The organism is Halorubrum sp. SS7 (assembly GCF_005435055.1).
Classification (GTDB): Archaea; Halobacteriota; Halobacteria; order Halobacteriales; family Haloferacaceae; genus Halorubrum; species Halorubrum salinarum.
This window is the reverse complement of record NZ_SGXV01000701.1, coordinates 1-223: the sequence shown is the minus strand read 5'-3', so window position 1 is coordinate 223 and position 223 is coordinate 1. Positions and strand designations below refer to the sequence as shown.

Genomic DNA, 223 nt, shown 5'->3' with positions numbered 1-223 from the left:
CGTCGTCGGCGTGGCTCACTGCGTGTTCCATCAGTTCGATGACAAGTTCGACGACAATCTCGTGGAGTCGGCGCGAGTCGAACCGGGTGACCCACGCCATCGCGTACCCCACGTCCGCGTTCTCGCTGGCGTCGTGCGCGACGACGGCCTCCGGAAACTCCTCTAACACCACGCCGAGCAGGTGCGGCGTGTCGAACTCCGGCATCTCCTCGCTCGTCGTCTC

At 65.0% G+C, this 223-nt stretch carries 1 protein-coding gene; it reads right to left on the bottom strand.

Annotation, left to right across the window (positions count from 1 at the left end; translation table 11 throughout):
* Nucleotides 1-223: DUF5815 family protein (locus tag EXE44_RS19640; protein ID WP_241991926.1), on the bottom strand; the 223-nt coding region annotated here is incomplete at both ends.